The 14,808-nt window shown below is 65.8% G+C and carries 12 protein-coding genes and 1 pseudogene; 5 read left to right on the plus strand and 8 right to left on the minus strand.

The window, feature by feature from the left end:
* Window positions 1–88 precede the first annotated feature (88 nt).
* Window positions 89–1,750 carry a PQQ-binding-like beta-propeller repeat protein gene (locus EF294_RS17690; RefSeq protein ID WP_123932281.1) on the plus strand — a complete coding sequence of 554 codons (1,662 nt, stop codon included), beginning with the start codon at window positions 89–91 and terminating at the stop codon, window positions 1,748–1,750.
* A 270-nt stretch (window positions 1,751–2,020) separates the two neighbouring features.
* Here EF294_RS17690 and EF294_RS17695 read toward each other — a convergent pair whose 3' ends face one another.
* Window positions 2,021–2,446 carry an HIT family protein gene (locus EF294_RS17695; protein ID WP_123932282.1) on the minus strand — a complete coding sequence of 142 codons (426 nt, stop codon included), beginning with the start codon at window positions 2,444–2,446 and terminating at the stop codon, window positions 2,021–2,023.
* 223 nt (window positions 2,447–2,669) lie between these two features.
* Window positions 2,670–3,374 (minus strand): annotated as a pseudogene (locus tag EF294_RS22770) (cation acetate symporter); the annotation flags it as partial.
* A gap of 129 nt (window positions 3,375–3,503) precedes the next feature.
* Here EF294_RS22770 and EF294_RS17710 point away from each other — a divergent pair.
* Window positions 3,504–4,445 (plus strand): dipeptidase, encoded by a 942-nt coding sequence (locus EF294_RS17710; RefSeq protein WP_123932283.1) that lies wholly within the window; start codon window positions 3,504–3,506, stop codon window positions 4,443–4,445.
* A gap of 171 nt (window positions 4,446–4,616) precedes the next feature.
* Window positions 4,617–5,090, plus strand: a complete 474-nt coding sequence (gene lppU, locus EF294_RS17720; RefSeq protein WP_246007938.1) for an LppU family putative lipoprotein — start codon at window positions 4,617–4,619, stop codon at window positions 5,088–5,090.
* 295 nt (window positions 5,091–5,385) lie between these two features.
* Here lppU and EF294_RS17725 read toward each other — a convergent pair whose 3' ends face one another.
* From EF294_RS17725 to EF294_RS17735, 3 genes are all read right to left on the minus strand, one after another.
* On the minus strand, window positions 5,386–7,053 hold the full coding sequence (locus EF294_RS17725; RefSeq protein ID WP_123932285.1) for a class I adenylate-forming enzyme family protein: 1,668 nt from the start codon (window positions 7,051–7,053) through the stop codon (window positions 5,386–5,388).
* Complete coding sequence (locus EF294_RS17730) at window positions 7,050–8,015, minus strand: cyclase family protein (protein WP_123932286.1); 966 nt, start codon at window positions 8,013–8,015, stop codon at window positions 7,050–7,052. The genes EF294_RS17725 and EF294_RS17730 overlap by 4 nt, the downstream gene beginning before the upstream one ends.
* Before the next feature lie 149 nt (window positions 8,016–8,164).
* On the minus strand, window positions 8,165–9,001 hold the full coding sequence (locus EF294_RS17735; RefSeq protein ID WP_123932287.1) for a TetR-type transcription factor C-terminal domain-containing protein: 837 nt from the start codon (window positions 8,999–9,001) through the stop codon (window positions 8,165–8,167).
* A 91-nt stretch (window positions 9,002–9,092) separates the two neighbouring features.
* Here EF294_RS17735 and EF294_RS17740 point away from each other — a divergent pair, with 91 nt between their 5' ends.
* Complete coding sequence (locus tag EF294_RS17740; protein ID WP_123932288.1) at window positions 9,093–10,862, plus strand: AMP-binding protein; 1,770 nt, start codon at window positions 9,093–9,095, stop codon at window positions 10,860–10,862.
* On the opposite strand, the gene EF294_RS22775 is transcribed toward EF294_RS17740, so the two are convergent.
* From EF294_RS22775 to EF294_RS17760, 3 genes are all read right to left on the minus strand, one after another.
* The gene (locus EF294_RS22775; RefSeq protein ID WP_425459449.1) at window positions 10,780–11,346 is read right to left on the minus strand and encodes an aldehyde dehydrogenase family protein; all 567 of its coding nucleotides are present in this window, start codon (window positions 11,344–11,346) and stop codon (window positions 10,780–10,782) included. The two genes, EF294_RS17740 and EF294_RS22775, sit on opposite strands and share 83 nt — an antisense overlap.
* Window positions 11,347–11,582: 236 nt before the next feature.
* A complete protein-coding gene (locus EF294_RS17755) occupies window positions 11,583–12,404 on the minus strand; it encodes a mycofactocin-coupled SDR family oxidoreductase (protein WP_123932289.1) in 822 nt (273 codons plus the stop codon).
* The gene (locus tag EF294_RS17760; RefSeq protein WP_185091142.1) at window positions 12,401–13,021 is read right to left on the minus strand and encodes a TetR/AcrR family transcriptional regulator; all 621 of its coding nucleotides are present in this window, start codon (window positions 13,019–13,021) and stop codon (window positions 12,401–12,403) included. The genes EF294_RS17755 and EF294_RS17760 overlap by 4 nt, the downstream gene beginning before the upstream one ends.
* Window positions 13,022–13,565: 544 nt before the next feature.
* On the opposite strand from EF294_RS17760, the gene EF294_RS17765 reads away from it, so the two are divergent.
* On the plus strand, window positions 13,566–14,768 hold the full coding sequence (locus EF294_RS17765; RefSeq protein ID WP_123932330.1) for an alkaline phosphatase family protein: 1,203 nt from the start codon (window positions 13,566–13,568) through the stop codon (window positions 14,766–14,768).
* Window positions 14,769–14,808: the final 40 nt, after the last annotated feature.

Genomic DNA, 14,808 nt, shown 5'->3' on the forward strand with positions numbered 1-14,808 from the left:
GGGAACCTGGGGGAGATGTCGGATGGGTGTAGAGCTGTGCGGTCGAGCCGTGTCGAAGGGTGCCGCGCTCCTGGCAGCGGGAGGTGGGATGGGTGCGGTTGTGATGGCTGTCGTGGCTTTCGTCAGTCGGCAGCCCGCCACGCTGATCGGAGGTGACTTCGGTGCTGTCACCTCCTTCCTCGGCACCGTAGTCGGAGTGGTCGTCGCGCAAGCGGTGGTGGTGCTCGCGGCCGTGACCGGGGTGATGGTGAGACGTGTCCGGCGTCGAGTCGCGTTCTTGGTGACCCCGGCGATCTCCGTGCTTCTCGCGACCTCGGTGGCAGTGGCTGCGTGGGCGTGGCGTGGATCGCTGTCGAACAACGCCGACGACGAGCTGTTGGGCTTCGACGTTGCTCCCGTCATCGCGATCGCGCGGTGGGCGTTGACGTTGATGGCGGCGTCGGTGGCGGTGCTGTTGGTCGGCGCGATCCGAGCGGGCGGACCGGCGGCCACGACCGGCACCCGAGCCGTGCTCGTCGGCGCACTTGCCGGCGGTCTGGTCGTCGTGTGCGCCGCTGTCGGCTCGATCGTCGTGGCGACACCTCGGCCGTCCGTAAGATCCGTTGCAGCGGTTCCCATCCCATCGGTTCCGACAAGCCTGGGAGCCCGCATCGCCTACACCGTACCTGCACTCGGTCCGTTCTCGGTCACCCCAGCCGGACCAGGCTTCGTTGTGCTGGGCCGGGATTCGGTGACCGCCTACCACGGTGAGACGGGGCAGCGGCGGTGGGTCCGATCATTGGCAGATCTACCGTTCGGCTGCCGCAAGGTGGGGATATGGGCTGCGGGGCCGGCCGGGCACGAGGTCGTCCTGGTCACCTGTTCGGACGGAGGGTACCGGCACGCCGTCGTCGGGATCGATGCCGTGTCGGGAGATCGCCTGTGGACCAACGCCGAAGGTTGGCGAGTTCGGGTACCCGGGGGCACCAAGGGGTCGATCGTGGGTGTCATGACCTACGACCGCTACGACAACCCCATGACGATCGGAGCGCTCGATGTCCGCACCGGCCACACGCGATGGACCGCACCGCACCGTGAGTGTTCCGACGACTCCGGGGTGACAACGACGTCGTCGGCGTTGGTGGCCGTATCGGCCTGCGGGGAGCGACCATCGCTCGTGACATTCGATGCGACATCGGGAGTCACGCGCACCATCGGGCTACCGTCGTCGCCGGACTCCGAGGCGTCAATCATCGCGGTGGATGGCGATCGCACGGCGATAGTGGTGGAGCGCCGGGTGATCCACGAGCGAAAGCTGGCGATTGTCGATGTGTCACAGAAGGGTTCGGTCACCACGGTGCCCGGCACACCCGGTCCGAGCATGTTGATGAGGCCGGTGGACCAGGCCCGTTACCTGCAAACCGACTGGAATGGCGTCAACGGCCGACCCATGAGCGGGATGGTCGATGTGCGAAGCGCGTCGTTCTCGACCATCCGTGGTGCCGATCTCTACCCGAATGGAATACCCGACGACATTCCGGTCGGACAACGACTCGCCGCCGTCGGCGATGGCGTCGTGAGCGGGGTGGTGGCCACGACCGAACCGAATGTCGTGGCGGTGATCGCCGCCGATGGGCAGGCAACGATGCGACCCGCGCCTTGCGACAAGGCATCCGGGGTTCTGCCGGTACCCGGCGCGATCCTCATGACCTGCTTGCGCCACGATCGACCGAACACCGTGAACGACATCGTCGTGCTGGGTATCCGGTGACACCGGCGGACGGTCTCGACAGTCGGCAGAGATGTAGTCCCGTGCATCAGACGAACCACCTCCCGGCGCGATTGCGCGACACGTTCGGCGGCCGGCCGTGGACTCCGATCGTCGGCATGCGGATGAAGGTCGCTCACACGAATCACGATCTCGGCCACCACCAGGTGTGGACAGCACTCGTCGCAGCGGCGGCGCTGCGACCCCACGGCGGGACGACATCTGGGGAAGACGACGCCCCCGCGACGCCGAGTAGCCCCGGCTCAGTGCGCCTCAGCCCAGCGCCACCGACAGCCGATCCGCGAAGTCTGTCATCACCTGTCGATTTCCCGGGACACCCGGCTGCCAGGGCAGTCGCAGGCGGTCCCGGTCCGGATCGGCGTAACGCGGTATGACGTGCAGGTGAAAGTGGAAGACGGTCTGCCAGGCGTCGGCGCCGCAGCAGTTGAGGAGATTCACGCCGTCGGCGTCGAGGTCGCCGACCACGGCGCGGGCGATCCGCTGTGCTTCGAGGGTGACCGCGGTCAGATCCTGGTGGTCGATGTCGAGTAGATCGGTGCTGTGGCGCTTGGGGATCACCAGCAGATGGCCATCGTTACCCGGCGCGATGTCCATGAATGCGTAGGTGACTTCCGTTTCCGACACCCGGACACTCGGTGCCGTACCCGCGACGATCGCGCAGAAGATGCAGTTGGTCATGCCCGAATGGTAGAGGTGTATCTCCCGAGATCGCCTCGGGAAACGCGCCTTCGGGTCATTAGACGGCGTGCCAGTGCGACGCCGCCTCTTCGGCGCACACGCCGTTCAGCGAGCGAACCTCCATCTCGGCCTGGAGATCCGGGATATGCGCTCCGGCGGCGTGGTCCGTGTGCCGACCATACCGAGCACGAAGGCCGGCGGGATCAAGACGACGCTGGGTTCCCCACGGTGCACCGTGGGTGTTGAAGCGCTTGTGGTAGAGCGCATCCACGGTGGTCGGCAGACTGGCCGCGGCGGCGATGGTAGACGTCAGGATCACTGGTAAGGCCACGTCCCGGCCGTTGGCGAGGATGCCGAGCACAATTCCGATGTCAACGAGAGTGATTGTGGCATAGCGTGATACGTGGCCCTGGTCGTCCTCATTGACCTTGCCGTCCGCACGGACCATGCCGTGCGTGATGACCTTGCCGTGCGTGATGACGCTGGAGTAGATGTCGTGGGTGAAGGGTGCCGAGACGCTTCGCGGTCGAGAAGGTGGAAAAACCGCATCAGCGCATGCGGTGGTCCGGCGGTGCCGAGGGCCACTGCTATGCCTCCTGAGAGGTGAAGTTGATCTGCGATTTCACCGACTCGCCGTATTGGGCGACGGGCGTGAACGCGCGTTACCCGCGATCAGCAGGACGGCCTCGATGAACTGCGCCCAGGCGGTGCCTGGCATTCCGCCCACGAGCACGTAGACGATCATCAGGGAGCCGAGCGCGGCGATCACGATCGGTTGCCCGGTCCGCGAGATCACGTCGAGCAGCATGACGACCAGGCCGCCGGCGCGGGCCATCTGCGCCAACAAGTAGAGCTGGGAGACCGCCGGCGTCGAGACCGCCGCCGCCAGTCGTACCTGGCGGTGCGTGAGGAGGAAGCTCAAGACGTCGACACAATGGGGCGGAGGGTGTCACCCGGCGAAACCGGTCATTCGTGCGGTGGGCGGTCGGTCGGCCCCGACCAAACGGTCGGAGTCGATCGCCGCGCAACGACATGTTGGTAGGAGAGGATTGGCCGTATGACGCTTCTGTGGGATCAGCACGCATGTCTGCCGCTGCGGCCCGATGCCGACGTCGGATACCTGCGGCGATACGACCGCAACGGGCCGACGTATGTGTCGGTCAATGTTGGCTACTCGCCGCAGAGCTTCGACGATTCGTCGTTGCTGCTGCGGCGTTTCCGGGCCGCGATCACCGACCACCCGGGCCTGGCACTGGCATCGACGCCGTCGGACATCGAGGCCGCGGGCGGGCGGATTGCGGTGGCCTTCGATCTCGAGGACTCCAATCCCCTCGACGGTGACCTTGACAACGTTGCCCGGTTCGTCGACCTCGGTGTTCGCACGATGCTCCCGTCGTACAACCACGCCAACCGCGCCGGGTGTGGATGTCTCGATACCGACGACACCGGACTGACCGCGTGGGGCCGAGACCTCGTCGCCAAGATGAATTCGGCCGGGATGGTTCCCGACGGTTCGCACTGCTCGGTGCGTACCGGACTGGATCTGTGCGAGGTGTCAAACAAGCCCGTCATCTACAGCCATTCGTGCCTGCGCGGTGTGTGGGACCACCCTCGCAACATCACCGACGATCAGGCCCGCGAGTGCGCCGCGACCGGCGGGGTCGTCGGCATCACCGGTGTCGGGATCTTCCTCGGCCCCAACACCCCGACGCTCGAGGCGATGACCCGTCACCTCGAGTATGCGGTCGAACTCGTCGGCATCGAGCACGTCGGCGTCAGCACCGATCACTCCTTCGACGCCGAGGACTTCCGGGCCGAGATCCGCGACCATCCCGAGGCGTTCGACGAGTCGTACACGAGGTGGGGTCCGATCCGCTGGATGACGCCCGAGGTCTTCGTCACCCTGGGAAGTCATCTCGCCCAACGGGGTTGGTCCGCCGACAACATCACCGCGGTACTGGGCGGCAACTTTCGGCGGGTCGCCGAGCGCTCGTGGTAAGCGACTCGGCACTCACGCCGAGCCGCCGTGTGCGCCCGAGTCTGATGTCATCGCTCCGTCATGGGTGGGCGTGCCCGGCAGCCTGCGGATCGAGTGCGTCGACGTCTCCGGACCGCAGGAGCACGGGGTCCGTGCCGACATCGTCGATCTCGATGCAGCCAGCGTCGCCGTGTGCAAGGCAGTGTGCGCGGCACGCTTGGTCGGCGTCGCGACCACCCGCCGGGTCCGGGCGGCGACGTCGACTTCGACGCCGCGATCGGAGCGTGCGTCTACCTGTCCGGAACGATGATGGACGCCAAGATCGACCACGCGACCTGCGGACAGGCGCCCGCCAGCTATGTGGTGGTGGCCAAGTCGCCGACCAAGGAGGTCTGCCCGTCCGACGTCGAACAGACCTATTACCTCACCCAGGGCGGCATACAACAGGGTGCGCTGTGCCTAGACACCGATTGGGTTGTCGGACAATGCATGACGGTGCCCAGCTTCGGTGACGCCGCGCACGTCCCGTGCAGCTCCACGATTCCGACGCTCGTCGCATTCTTGCCATACTGCCCGCAGCGACCGACGAGAGCGGCTGCCCGGACGCGACCACGAACTACTACACCTACGATCAGCGGCACAAGGCCGTCTGCGTGGAGAAACTGAGCTGAGAGTTCGGCGCCGACAGCGCCTGCCAGCGCGCCGACGGCGCCTGCCAGCGCGCCGACAGCGCCTGCCAGCATGCCGACAGCGCCTGCCAGCGCGCCGACAGCGCCTGTCGGCATGCCGACAGCGCCTGCCGGCATGCCGACAGCGCCTGCCAGCATGCCGACAGCGCCTGCCGGCATGCCGACAGCGCCCAACAAAGCCCTCTTACGGCGTTGGTGAGCGCTGTCGGCGCTGAACTGGGCGCTGTCGGCGCTGAACTGGGCGCCGTCGGCGGTAGGGGGGTGCCGCCCCGTCAGCTCTGATCGCGCAATTCCCGCCGCAGGATCTTGCCGGTGACGGTCTTGGGGAGGTCCCCGACCACCTCCACCGAGCGCGGGTACTTGTAGGCGGCCAATTGTTCCTTACAGAAGGCGATCAGTTCGTCGGGATCGACGGACTGTCCCTCCCGCAGGGACACATAGGCTTTCACCGTTTCGCCGCGATAGTCGTCGGGTACGCCGACCACCGCTGCCTCTCGCACGGCCGGATGGGTGTACAGCACGTCCTCGACCTCGCGGGGCCACACCTTGTAGCCCGAGGCGTTGATCATGTCCTTCTTGCGGTCGACGAGGTAGAACCATCCGTCGGCATCCATGAAGCCGACGTCACCGGTATGCAGGGCGCCACCGGGGATCGATTTCTCGGTGGCCTCTGGCTTGTTCCAGTATCCGGCCACCACCTGTGGGCCCGACGTCACGAGCTCGCCGACCTCGCCGACAGCGACGTCGTTGCCTCCCTCGTCGACGACGCGCACCACCGTGTTGAACACCGGCACACCTACTGACAACGCCCCCGACGCGGGATCGACCGGCGCCCGAACATTCAGCGGTACGGCGTGCGACGGCGAGTTGGTCTCGGTGAGTCCGTAGATGTTGTGGATGTAGGCACCGAAGACCTGCTCGAGCCGATCGCCCATCGCCGGGGCGATGGGCGCGCCACCGGAGTACAGGATGCGCAAACTCTCGAAGTCGTCGGCGCTCGCGCCCGGTGCCGACGCGAGCGCGTTGAACGCGGTGATCGCGGCGACGGTGAACACCGGACGGTGTTCGCGGATGGCGTCGAGCATGACCGACGGCTCGAAGCGATGTGCCAGGATCAGCGGTGAGCGGGCGATCATCGCGAACATGATGTGACCGACCAGTCCGGTGATGTGGAACAGCGGCGCGATGCCAAGGATGCCTTCGCCGGGTTTCAGTCCGGTCCAGTCCCGATAGGTTTGCGCGTTGAATGCCAGATTGCCATGAGTGTTCATGGCGCCCTTGGGGTTACCGGTGGTCCCGGAGGTGTAGGCGAGGACGGCCAGATGATCGGGGCCGGGAGAGTCCTCGGGGAGATCGCCACCGACGACGTCGTCGATGATGGTTACCAGATCGAGAGTCCCCTCGGGTCGGGTGCGTTCGAGCTCGGCGAACAACCGGGGATCGCTGCGCGTCTGGAAATCCAACGCGGAGCACGTGATCACCGTGTGAACCGACGTCGCCCCCGACTCGATGACTCCCTTGGCGACACCGGTGTAGAGATCGTCGAGGGTGAGTAGCGCCACGGCGCCGGAATCGGTGAGCAGGTAGGTGAGCTCGCGAGTCTTGTTCATCGGGTTGATCGCCACGGCGGCTCCGCCGGCCCGCCATGCGGCCAGCAGGCCGATCACGAACGCCGGGTTGTTCTGGACGTACAGGCCGAGTCGGTCTCCATCGCTAAAACCATGCTCGCGCAATGTTATCGCCAGGGCACGCGAGGCGCGATCGACCTCGGCGAAGGTTAACGACTGATCGAAGTAGATCAGGAAGACGTCGTCGGGATTCTCGGCAACGGCAGCGTCGAACAACGCCAGGCCCGACACGTACTCCGTCGTGATGTCACCGGCGGTGCCCGGCGGGTACAGCGATGACCAGGGTCGCGCGGCGTAGAGTCCCTCGCTCACTTGATCACCACCGGGTTGACCGGCGAGCCGGTAGCGTTGTGGATCTTCAACGGTGCTGCGACATAGAAGAACTCGTACACACCGTCGTCGGCACAGTCGGCGGCCAGCTTCTCCAAGTCGCAGATTTCTGTGAAGGCGACGCCGAGGTTGCGCATCAGCGCGTTGTGCAGCACCAGGGCGACACCGTTGTTGGGGTCGGTGGTGACCTCGTTAGCGATGGTGTCGGTCACCAGGTTGGGGATCTCCCTGGCCTGGAACCACTCCACGAGTTCGGGTGAGTAGACCAGGCCCGGCTCGCAGAAGTCGTCATAGAACTTCTCACCCTGCTGGAAGAACAGCTCGAGATGATTGGTTCGGATGATCAGGATGTCCCGCGGCTTGATCTGGATTCCTTGTGCCTGCGCGCACTTTTCGAGATCGGTGTGATCATAGGTCTCGCGCGGGCCGAGGCATGCGACACCGCGGAAGCGTGCCATGTCGAGCAGCACGGCCCGGCCGGCGACGCCGCGCTCGGCGATCGGCTCGACGCTCGCCTTGTCGAGACCGCCGATCGTGGTCCGAGCGTCATACCCGTTCCAGATCTTGCCGTCATACCAGACGTGGCCCAGGGCGTCGTACTGCGTGGAGCCCTGCAGGAATGCGTTGATCTTGTCGTCGGCGTAGTGCAGGCCGCCGGGGAACGCGGGGCCGTCGCCACCTTCGTCCCAGTGCGACTCGTCGAGGATCATCTCGCGGGTGGCGGGGCTGCGGCCCGGCCAGACCGGGTCACCCTTCGGGTCTCCGATCAGGCGTTGCAGGGTGAACAGCGCGCCCTTCTTGATGAGCGACGCGCCGGTGATCACCTGTTCCGCGGTCAGGTAGTTGAGGCTGCCGATCTCGTCGTCGGGGCCCCATTTGCCCCAGTTGGTCGGCGCATTGTCGAGGAGTTCGGTGAGTGCAGGAACTTCGGGAGCGGTGGTCATCGTTGATCCTCCAGTGATGAGCGAATGTTCTGAACTGTCCGAGCGATCGTTCAGGTCGGTTTCAGTGAGATGAGCATCACAGATGCCCCCGGGGTGCGTCAACCCCCTTGGCGTAGCGGTGTTCGGGCGCCGAGGCGGGCTGGGCGAGTTCAGTTCTGCTGAACTCGATGGCCCATCATCGCCAGAGCCAGCTCGGCGTATTCGGCGGCGACCTCGGCCGGTGATTGCGGGCCGCCGGGCGAGTACCAGTAGGGCAGTGCCATGCACATCGTGGCGATGGCCCGTCCGGTGTTGTGCGGGTTGGGGGTGGTGAACTCGCCGGCTGCCACGGCGTCCGCGGCAACGACGTCGAGGTGCTGTTGGACACGACGCCGGGAGTCGGCGACGCGGGTTCGGTCGGGCTCGGAGAGGCTGCGCATCTCGGTGGCGGCGATGAAGGCGAGGTCGCGCCGGTGCGTGTGGCACAGGGCGAGAGACTCCACCATGAGCGCGAAAGACTGTACCGGATACGGATTTTCGCTGGCTGCCGCCGACATTCGCCACTGCACTTCGGTCATCATGACGTCGAAGAGCGCAACGAGTAGCTGCTGTTTGCTCCGGTAGTGGTGATAGATGCCGGCGACGCTGATCCCCGCCGCGCCGGCGACCACGCGCATAGTGGCGCCGTGATAGCCGGTCTCGGTGAACACCTCCACCGCGGCGGCCAGGACGGGGTTGAGGTCGAGGTCGGCGAAGTGTCGCCAGTCGTCATCCCCACGCGCCGGGGTCGGACGGACGAAGGTATCGCCGGCCAGCAGGGCGCTGGCGGTTACCCCGAGCACCGCGGCGACGGCGTTGAGTCGTTCCACGGTGACGGCGACCTTGTTGTTTTCGATCGCGCTCATCGTGCCGACGCTGACCTCGAGGCGCCCGGCGAGATCGCGCAGGGTCATCCCCGCGCTTTCCCTCGCCCGTCGCACCGCACCGCCCACCGCAGGTTCAGTCACACTGAACAATGTACGGGCCGAGTCAGGCGCGCGCCGCGTTTCGTGCGTTCACCACTGCTGCCCGGGTTGCGGCCGTAGACTCACGCACGCGATGCGTTCACCAGAGGATCCCGATCCGCGACGATCAACCAACGGCCCGGGCCCCGGCGACTACGACCGGCGCCCGTGGTTGGTCCACTATGCGCCGGATCTGGGTGCGCACCTGACACTGGGCGCTGCAAATGCACTACAGATGTTCGAGGCGACCGTCGCCGACCGGCCCAATGACAACGCGCTGGAGTACCTCGGACAAACGATGACGTGGCGCGAGGTCGACGAGGCTGCCGATGCGGTGGCCGGTCTGCTGGTCGCCCGCGGTTTCGCACCCGGCGATCGACTCGCGATGCTCCTCCAGAACGACCCCGCGTTCGTCATCTGTCTCGTCGCGGCGTGGCGGGCCGGCGGGAGTGCCGCGCTCATCAGCCCGATGGTCACCGCCGACGAGCTCCGGCAACGACTCCACGACCACATGCCGACGGCGCTGGTCGCACTCGACGACCTCTACCTCGACGTGGTCTCACCACTGCTCGCCGACGGTACCTGCAGCGTGCGCGTCGTGATCACCACATCGCCGCTGGACGGGCCGAGCGGTCCGGTCGACGAGCCGAGGCTATTCACCGAGGCCGCCCGCCGTTCCGTCGCCGATGCCGTCGACCTGCGCACACTGATCTCCAATGGGCAAGCGCGACAGGGCTTTGCGCCTCGACCGATCGGTCCGCGGGACATCGCGGTGGTGATGGCCACCTCCGGGACCACCGGGCCGCCGAAGGGAGCGTGTCTGACCCACGCCAACGTTGTGTTCAGCGCGCACGTCTACCGACGATGGTGTGCTCTCGGGGCCGAGCCGATCCTCGGCGCCTCTCCGCTGTTCCATGTCACCGGGCTGATCGGGGCCGCGGCGCTGTCGATGCTGACCGGGTCCCCGCTAGTGCTCACTCACCGGTTCCGGGCCGACGTCGTCCTCGACGCGATCCGCCGCACTCGGCCCCGGTTTATGGTTGCGGTGATCACCGCCTACATTGCATTAGCTAACGAACCAGACTTACTGCCAACGGATCTCGACTCCCTGGAGCTGCGGCTGTCCGGTGGGGCGCCGATCGATCCGGCGATCTGCTCGCGCCTACAGGATCGTCTCGGTGGCTACATCCACAACGTCTACGGACTGACCGAGACGTCGTCGCCATCGCACATGGTGCCCATCGGCGCGCAGGCGCCCGTCGACTCCGAAACCGGGGTGCTCTCGGTCGGGGTGCCGGTGTTCGACACCATCGTGCGCGTCGTCGGTGATGATGGCGTAGATCTACCGCCGGGCCAGATCGGCGAGCTGGTGGTCTCCGGCCCGCAGGTGATTGTCGGCTACTGGCGCAATCCCCGAGCCGACGCCGAGGCTTTCGTCGGTGGCGAGTTGCGCACCGGGGACATCGGTTTCATGGATGCCGACGGCTGGTTCTATGTCATCGACCGCAAGAGTGAGATCATCAACGCCTCCGGTTTCAAAGTCTGGCCCAACGAGGTCGAACGGGTCCTGCGCACTCATCCCGCGGTGGTCGACGCGGCGGTGGTCGGCATCCCCGACGACTACCGTGGCGAGTCGGTCAAAGCCTTCGTTGTTGTTGCCGAAATGGAAGCCTCCGAAATGGAAGCCTCCGAAAAGGATGTCGCCGAGGAGGATTCGGCGGAGATGGTCGCGCCGACCGAGCAGGAGCTCATCGACTACTGCCGAGATCATCTGGCGGCCTTCAAGTATCCGCGCGAGATCGAGCTGGTCGGCGAACTGCCCCGCACCGCCACCGGGAAGTTGTTGCGGCGCAAGCTGCGGTGAGGTGTCCCTGTCGGATCAGTGACCCGGTGAGGACAGTTGGACCGCGGCCGATCTCGAGAGTTGTCGCAACCGGTCGATAAGATCCTTTCATGCTGACGGCGTGGGCTGATGAGAGCGGGTCGCGCCCGGACCTCGATCCGAACGCATATCTCCTCACCGCCGCGTATGCGAGGAGGACGACGTGTCTGAGCTCCGCCAGACGATGGAAAGTATGCGGATTGGTGAGCCCAAGGTGCATCGGCACGGCAGTAGCGAGGAGCGCCGGGCGGAGTTGGTGGCAACAGGATGGATTGGCGAGGAAGACCGTTTTGGTTTGGAGATACTCGGCGCTTCCGGGCCGACCGCCTTCACGGCCGAAACCGCTCTGTTTGTAGCCGCCGAACGGCATCGCGGCACCCATAACGGGGAAGCCGTTGATCCACACGGCTCCGGCATCGAGCTGAGAAGCAAGCCGGTGAGCGCGGACCAGGTCGATGGTCTGCATCAATGTGGTCAGTCCGTATGTCGTCGCGTTGGCGATATCGACCTGCGTCCTGCTCGTCGGAGAATCGCATCACGCTCAGAACCGGGCCGAAAACTTCCTGCTGTGCGAGAGGGCTGTCGTTGCGCACGTCGGCGAAGACGGTCGGCTTGACGAACCCAACTTCTACATACCCCGCGAGAAGTTCGAAGGCCTGCTACGCGGCAACGTTGCTTGCACGAGTTGACAACGCCAATCCTTCAGATTTTTGTTGCTCCGTGGTCGATGGGGAGTTGGATACCGGTGATGGTCCGGGCGTCGTCGCTAGCGAGAAAGACCACAGATGCTGCGATGTCTTCGGGCTCGGAAATTGGTGGCTCGAACCAGTACTGGCCCATGGCCGCGGCGTAGGACGGGTTGTCTTCAAAGACCTTCTGTCCGTCGATCCCCATGCCGCCCATCGCGGTGTTGACCCCCCACGGGTGTACAGAGTTCACGCGGATCTTATACGGTGCAAGCTCGATAGCTGCCGTTTTCACGAGACCAACGACTCCATGTTTGGCGGCGCTGTAGTGCGCCTGTCCGGGAAGCGATTTGATACCTGATACGGAACTGGTGGCAATGATGGACCCGCCGTTACCGAGGTCGATCATTGTTGGCACTGCGGCGCGGAAAGTGTTGAATACGCCGGTGAGGTTAATATCGATCATGTCGTTCCATCGGCGTGGTGTCATTTCCCAGAACCGACCCCAGGACACGATTCCCGCATTTGCAACAACGATATCCAGCCGACCCAACTCTTCGACTCCTCTGGTCACCAGGGCCGTTAACGCATCGACATCGCGGACATCAGCCGTGGCGTGAATGGCGCGCCGTCCGGTCTTCTTCACTAAGGCGACCGTTTCCTCCAGATCCGCTGGTGTCGCGGCCGGGTAGTCGGTTTCGGTGGGCTGGGCACAGAGGTCGGTGATGATGACGTCTGCCCCCTCCTCTGCGAACGCGACGGCCTCGGCACGTCCTTGGCCGCGGGCGGCGCCCGTGACGAACGCAACTCGCCCGGTCAGTCGACTCGACGATGTCATGAGTTTCTCCTTTCGTTGGGAGGTCGGCCGACCTCAGGGCTCAACAGATGATCAATTGAGAGCAGCAGCGTCCGGACTGTGTCGAGGATCGGTTGGTCGGTCTGGCGGGCCCAGCTTTCCACGCCGACTCGGTTGGCCTCGATCACGCATCCAGCAGCGAAATCTGCCTGGGCATCGGCGGGACCCATCCCAAGGCGTTGCGCGAGAACAGGTCGTAGGGCGTTGAGAGCGCGGTCGTGAACGCTCAGCCAGGCCGGGTGCAGGGCAGGTGAGTCTGCCAAAGCGCGCAGGAACAGTCTGTGCCGACGACCGGAAGGACCCTCCAGTGCAGTCCTGAGCGCTTCGGTCAGGCCGTCGATCACGTTCTCGTGGGGTGGACGTGACGCGAACGCCTGTACGTACATGTCCCAACCGGCATCCAGAGCCGGGCCGATAGCCTCTTCTTTCGCTGCAAAACAGCGGTGGAAGGTTCGGACGGAAACGTTGGCGGCCTCGGCAATCTCAGCCACCGTTGTCGCGGAGTATCCCTTGGCCGCGAACAACTGGAGCGCGGTGTCGGAAATGTCAAGCCGGGTTTGCTCATGCCGTCGCGCCCGCAAGACTCGTCCGTCGCTCACAGCACTCAGCATACAAGCGTCCCGACACAATATGCCAAAACGGCACTCTCTGACAGTGGAGGTCCGCATGCTACGTGGTCGTCGGCACAGTCATCGACACCCCCGGACCTCGACGATGGGCCCCCAGCACACGATGACGCCCCGCTCACGGCAAGTGTCGGCACGCGGAGGAGATCAATCGCAATCTCGCTGATCACCAAGATATTTGAGCGACGAGGTAACGGAGTAGGGAACGAGTATGGGGACTGTCGTGAGAGCAGTGCGAGGTTCCTGCGGGCCGCCACGGCGACGTACTCGAGGTGGCTCGCCAACTGGTCTGTCAGGCCCGCGAGGGCCGGCGGAGGCCTGACTGGCCCGGGCGGTTTACTCGAAGCGATGACGAGCACTGCCTCGCAACGAGGACATGCTGCGCCAGTTGTTCGAGGTGTTCGACGGCCTTACCGCCCGGTTGGCCGCCGCCCGCGTCACCTTCGCCGACCTCGAGATCCTTGGGAACGGCTGTTGCAGTCCTGACCGTGCATCGGCTCGTGCACAATGGCGGGTCATGACCACCGACATCCCCGGCGAGTTGCTCGACGAACTCCCACCCGCCCAGTGGGCCGGCCACCCCAACACCCTTGCCGGTGTAATGGGTTGGGCCGCAGGTGTGTTGGGTGTCGGCCCGCAACCAGTTTCGTCGATGCCGCAAGTCGCGGCCGCCGACGTCGTCCTGCTCCTCGTCGACGGTCTCGGCGATCGGTTGCTGCACCGTCATGCCGATGTCGCCCCGACGCTGTCGACACTGCACACCACCACCCTGCGGGCCGGGTTCCCGGCCACCACCGCCACCTCGATCACCAGCCTGACCACCGGTACCGCGTGCGGCCTGCACGGCATCATCGGTTACGCCTTCCGACCCGACGACCACTGCCGCACCACGGGCCCGCGCCGGATGCTCAACGCGTTGCGCTGGACCATGGACGCTGCCGACGGACCATCGGCCATGGCCACCTATCCACCCGATCTCGTCGCCCCGCTTGCAGGCGCACTCGCCGGACTCGCCGAGCACGGGGTGTCGATCAGCTACGTGATGCCCGGGGAGTTCCGCGGTACCGGCCTGACCCAGGTGGCCTTCCGCGCCACCGGACGCCATCTGGCCGCCAATACACCCGACCTCGTTCGTGAGGGTGTGGGCACCGCGCTGTCGCAGCGGTCGGGCCGGGGATTCGTCTACGCCTACCTCTCCGACCTCGACGCCGCCGGACACCGATACGGCCCCGGCTCACCGGAATGGGTGCGCACCCTGCGCACCGTCGACGCACTCGTCGCCGACCTCGCCGCGGATCTGCCGGCCGATACCGTGCTCGCGGTCACCGGTGATCACGGCATGCTCGCCGCGGGACGGCGCGTCGACCTCGACGCGGACCCGCACTGGACGGCCGGGGTGGAGATGATCGCCGGGGAACCGCGGGTGCGCCACCTCTACGTCGCCGACGGCGCCCGCGACGACGTTCTCGCCACGTGGACCACCGAACTCGGCGCCGACGCCCGCGTCGCCACCCGCGAGCAGGCCGTCGACGAGGCGTGGTTCGGCATCGTGGTGGATCCGGACATCGCGCAACGGATCGGTGATGTCGTGGCCGTCGCCCGCGACCGCACCGTGCTGGTCCGCGGCGCCGCAGAACCGCTCGAGGCGAGGATGATCGGGCACCACGGCGCGTGGGCCGCCGACGAACAACTCGTGCCGCTGCTCGTGGCCCACGGCTGAGGAGGTCCGACCAGACCTTGCACTCGCCATGGTCGAGTGC

Origin of the sequence: Gordonia oryzae, from assembly GCF_003797185.1 — a bacterium.
GTDB lineage: Bacteria > Actinomycetota > Actinomycetes > Mycobacteriales > Mycobacteriaceae > Gordonia > Gordonia oryzae.